The sequence below is a fragment of the Cupriavidus sp. 05N40 genome, assembly GCF_056397305.1.
This window is the reverse complement of sequence record NZ_JBFTND010000390.1, coordinates 1-3,110: the sequence shown is the minus strand read 5'-3', so window position 1 is coordinate 3,110 and position 3,110 is coordinate 1. Positions and strand designations below refer to the sequence as shown.

Here is a 3,110-nt window from a genome sequence, read left to right as displayed (position 1 = left end):
CTTTAAGTGGCGCGTGCGATCTGTGTTCTGTAAGGCAGCTTGGAGTAAACAGGCCGATCGGTGACGCTCCCGTTAGCCGACGGGATGCAAATCGACGCGTAGCGGCATTCAGAGGCCGAACCAGTTCGCCAGCCGCAAACCAGCCAACTCCGCAAAATCCTTCGTATTACGCGTCACCAGGGTTAGCCCGTGCGCTATCGCAACCGATGCAATCTGCCCATCCACGAATGGCAATGTGAATCCAGCCCGCTCGCGCGACTGGCGCAGCTCTGCGTGGATCCGCGCTGCGGCAGCGTCATAAGGCAAGACTGGCAAAGTGCCCACGACATCTTGCACAAAACGGCCAATAGCGTCCTTCCGTTGGTCATCCGGCATGCGCAACCAACCAAAACGGAGCTCGTGCCAGACCGGGGCTGAAATGGCTAGCTCCCCCTCGTAGCGGGCCAAATTTTCCATTACCGCGACGTCTGGTCTCGGCCGCATGGCCTCTGAAACAATGTTGATGTCCAGCAACCAGCTCACGGCGCTCACCATGAGAATTCTCTTCCCCCATCGGGTTGACGTAATTGCGCGAAGGGATCGGTCTCATCCTCCCCTGTCACATGTCTTTGGCGCCACTCGGTCAAACGCGCAGAAAAGCCAGAGGAAGACCCAACCAGCTGCCGATATTGTGACCACGACATCAAGACGCCGGCAGCCTGCCCGCGCCGGGAGATCACCAGGGGCTCTTGTGCCACTTCCACTCCGCGGAGCGCATCGGCGAGATGCGCTCTTGCCTCAGAGAACGGGATAGTCTGCATGGAAAGGTGCTCCTTGCTTGATGTGTACATTTCAATTGTACATTAGGAGAGGGAATCAAGCAGAAGTTCCAAGTCAAGGCGCGCCCCTTGTTTCCGCGACACCGAGGGCGGGGATTCGGAACGGCACCTGGATCAGTTCTCGAGATCATTCCGGGCATAGCTGACGGGGTTGGAGCTGGGCTACGAGTTGCAGGCATGGCGGGATTGACTGTGTTCGAACCGCCGATCGAAATCCCCGGCTTTACCCAGAACCGCCGCCTGGCACGAACGCACGCATCGCGACGCTGCGCATCGTTGGCTGCGAGACCTGCTGTTCGAGACCAGCGCCGATACTCGGGGTCATGCACGAGCTGGCGCGTAGCGCCACTCAGGGCCCCGTGAACAACTACACCACGCCGGTCATATTCTGGTTACCCAGCCCCTTCTGGCCATACGCGAGCGCGGCGCGCATGGCCTGCACGGCCTCCGCATGCTGCCCCGCGCTATGCAGGGCGAGCGCCAGCATCACTGGAATCTGGACGGACAGGTACTGCATACCCGCCGCACGCAACTCCGCTTGGACACCCTGCAGGAAGGGCATGGCTCGCGTTCGCGGCGGCGCCAGCTTCTTGCGCCTACATTGCCGAAGACCTGGACTGGACTACCCCCCCCACTTAGGGAGGATCCTTGCCAACGCCGCAACGATACGCGGATCATTGCGTTGGCGATGCTTGTTTCTTCAAGCTGACGACGAATCTCGCCTTCCCACAAGCAACGACTCGCGAAGGGAATCGCAGGCCTGAGAGTGACACGTGTAGTTCCAAGCATTCGTGCCTGCCCTCGATTTCCGTCTCAGTGATGCCGAAATCGCTGACCTAGCCACCTTCATCCGGAGCGCCTGGGGAAACCGCGGCGCGCAGGTGGAGGGCAATCGCGTTACTCGACTCCGCCGCGAACTGCGGGCCGAGCCTGGCCCGGCAGGCGCGAGATGAATTCAACCAAGGAGCCTGCCATGTCGACAATCTCAAGACGTTCCTTCGTCCAGTCCATCGGTGCCGCAACACTCGCGCCGGGCGTATTGCTCGCCTCGTCCGAGGCTGAGGCTGCGGCCGAAAGCGCCGCACCGCCCCAGGGGGGCGGTGCGAACTACGCCGATTACAAGCATATCCAGGTCACCCAGGACCGCGGCGTCGCCACCGTTACGTTGAACTACCCGCCGTTCAACCTGCTCGACGAGGTCCTGTCGGAGGAGTTCGACGGGCTGACCCGACAACTGGAACAGGATGCGAGCGTACGCGTCGTCATCCTGCAGAGCGCCGTGCCGAAGTTCTTTATCGCGCACTCAGGCCTGCACCGTGTCGGCTCGGCGCCGAAGACGACTTCGAATACACGCACCTTCCGCCTGACCCAGATGCTTGGCGAGCGCCTGCGCAACATGCCCAAGGCTGTGATCGCCAAGGTCGAAGGCATCGCCCGTGGCGGCGGCTGCGAGATCGCGCTAGCCGCGGACATGTGTTTCGCCGCGACCGGCAAGGCTGTGTTCGGCCAACCGGAAGTCGTCTGCGGACTCGTCCCTGGCGGCGGCAATACACAGCGCCTGCCGCGGCGCATGGGGCGCGCACGCGCCCTCGAGGTGCTGCTGGTCGGCGGAGACTTCTCGGCGGAACTGGCCGACCACTACGGCTATATCAATCGTGCACTGCCGGCCGGGGAACTGGGGCCATTCGTGGACAAGCTCGCACGCCGCATTGCGACCTTCCCCCCGACCACGATCGCCCACCTGAAAAAGGCCGTGGACATGGGGTCGGACACCTCCTTCTCCGAAGGGTTGTTGGTAGAAGCGCACGAGGCCGATCTTTGCGTAGCCAACGAAGCGATACAGGCGCGCGTGAAGGCGATACTAAAAGCCGGCGCCGAGACCTACGAAGGCGAACTCCACTTCCCCGAACTCTCCGCGAAGCTGCCGCCCGCCGATTAAGCGATCGACCTGCCTCCGAACGGTGGCTGCCGGTGCAAAAGCCGGTAAAAACCAAGCTCCAAAACCCGTTATTCTTTCAGAAGGAAGCCCATCATGACGTCCCAGACCGACAGCAAGCAGCCGACGCCTGATCCAGCCGAGCGCAAGGCGTTCTTTCCCTCCCCTTACTCACTCGCACAATTCACATCGCCAAAGTCTGATCTCTCCGATGCCGACTATCCGGACGCTTATCAGGGCGGCCGCTGGAAAGTACTGCTAGTCGCCGCGGATGAGCGCTATCTGCTGACCGGAAACGGTACCTTCTTTTCGACTGGCAACCATCCCGTCGAGACCCTCCTGCCCATGTATCACCT

Annotated in this window: 4 protein-coding genes and 1 pseudogene; 2 read left to right on the top strand and 3 right to left on the bottom strand. The window is 61.6% G+C overall.

The window, feature by feature from the left end; genetic code table 11:
- Window positions 1-108 precede the first annotated feature (108 nt).
- The 3 genes from AC1DO7_RS40640 to AC1DO7_RS40630 all read right to left on the bottom strand — a co-directional run bounded on the left by AC1DO7_RS40640 (window position 109) and on the right by AC1DO7_RS40630 (window position 1,380).
- Complete coding sequence (locus AC1DO7_RS40640; RefSeq protein WP_441622782.1) at window positions 109-534, bottom strand: type II toxin-antitoxin system VapC family toxin; 426 nt, start codon at window positions 532-534, stop codon at window positions 109-111.
- Window positions 528-800, bottom strand: a complete 273-nt coding sequence (locus AC1DO7_RS40635; protein WP_441622780.1) for a type II toxin-antitoxin system Phd/YefM family antitoxin — start codon at window positions 798-800, stop codon at window positions 528-530. Before AC1DO7_RS40635 ends, AC1DO7_RS40640 begins: the two co-directional genes overlap by 7 nt.
- 385 nt (window positions 801-1,185) lie before the next feature.
- Window positions 1,186-1,380, bottom strand: a complete 195-nt coding sequence (locus AC1DO7_RS40630; protein ID WP_441622778.1) for a hypothetical protein — start codon at window positions 1,378-1,380, stop codon at window positions 1,186-1,188.
- 387 nt (window positions 1,381-1,767) lie between these two features.
- Between AC1DO7_RS40630 and AC1DO7_RS40625 the strand changes: the two genes are divergently transcribed.
- Window positions 1,768-2,757, top strand: a complete 990-nt coding sequence (locus tag AC1DO7_RS40625; protein WP_441622776.1) for an enoyl-CoA hydratase/isomerase family protein — start codon at window positions 1,768-1,770, stop codon at window positions 2,755-2,757.
- Between the two features lie 93 nt (window positions 2,758-2,850).
- A pseudogene (locus AC1DO7_RS40620) lies at window positions 2,851-3,110 on the top strand (glyoxalase III HchA); the annotation flags it as partial.

What these genes read in the sequence shown, in the direction of transcription:
- AC1DO7_RS40630 (WP_441622778.1), bottom strand. Translation starts at nt 1,380, where the DNA reads ATGCCCTTCCTGCAGGGTGTCCAAGCGGAGTTGCGTGCGGCGGGTATG.
- AC1DO7_RS40635 (WP_441622780.1), bottom strand. Translation starts at nt 800, where the DNA reads ATGCAGACTATCCCGTTCTCTGAGGCAAGAGCGCATCTCGCCGATGCG.
- AC1DO7_RS40625 (WP_441622776.1), top strand. Translation starts at nt 1,768, where the DNA reads ATGAATTCAACCAAGGAGCCTGCCATGTCGACAATCTCAAGACGTTCC.
- AC1DO7_RS40640 (WP_441622782.1), bottom strand. Translation starts at nt 534, where the DNA reads ATGGTGAGCGCCGTGAGCTGGTTGCTGGACATCAACATTGTTTCAGAG.